At 67.7% G+C, this 254-nt stretch carries 1 pseudogene; it reads right to left on the bottom strand.

Annotation, left to right across the window (positions count from 1 at the left end):
* Positions 1-254 (bottom strand): annotated as a pseudogene (locus Q7A36_RS41400) (IS110 family transposase); the annotation flags it as partial.

Here is a 254-nt window from a genome sequence, read left to right as displayed (position 1 = left end):
CACCAGCAAGTCGCGGGTCCGGAATACGAGGGCGTTCGCCTGCTGCGTCTCGGTCTTCACCGGCACGAAGCGCATGCCCGGTCGCTGCGCCGCTTCGCAGATCGCCTCGGCATCCGCCGCGTCGTTCTTTTGCCGCTTGACGAAGGGCTTGACGTAAGCCGGCGGGATCAGCCGCACCGTGTGGCCCAGCTTACTGATCTCTCGCGCCCAGTGGTGTGCGCCGCCACAGGCCTCCAGCGCCACGACACATGGCG

It is taken from the genome of Paracraurococcus lichenis, from assembly GCF_030657435.1.
Taxonomy (GTDB): domain Bacteria; phylum Pseudomonadota; class Alphaproteobacteria; order Acetobacterales; family Acetobacteraceae; genus Paracraurococcus; species Paracraurococcus lichenis.
Note: the sequence above shows the minus strand (reverse complement) of the source record. Positions and strands in the feature narration are given on the sequence as shown.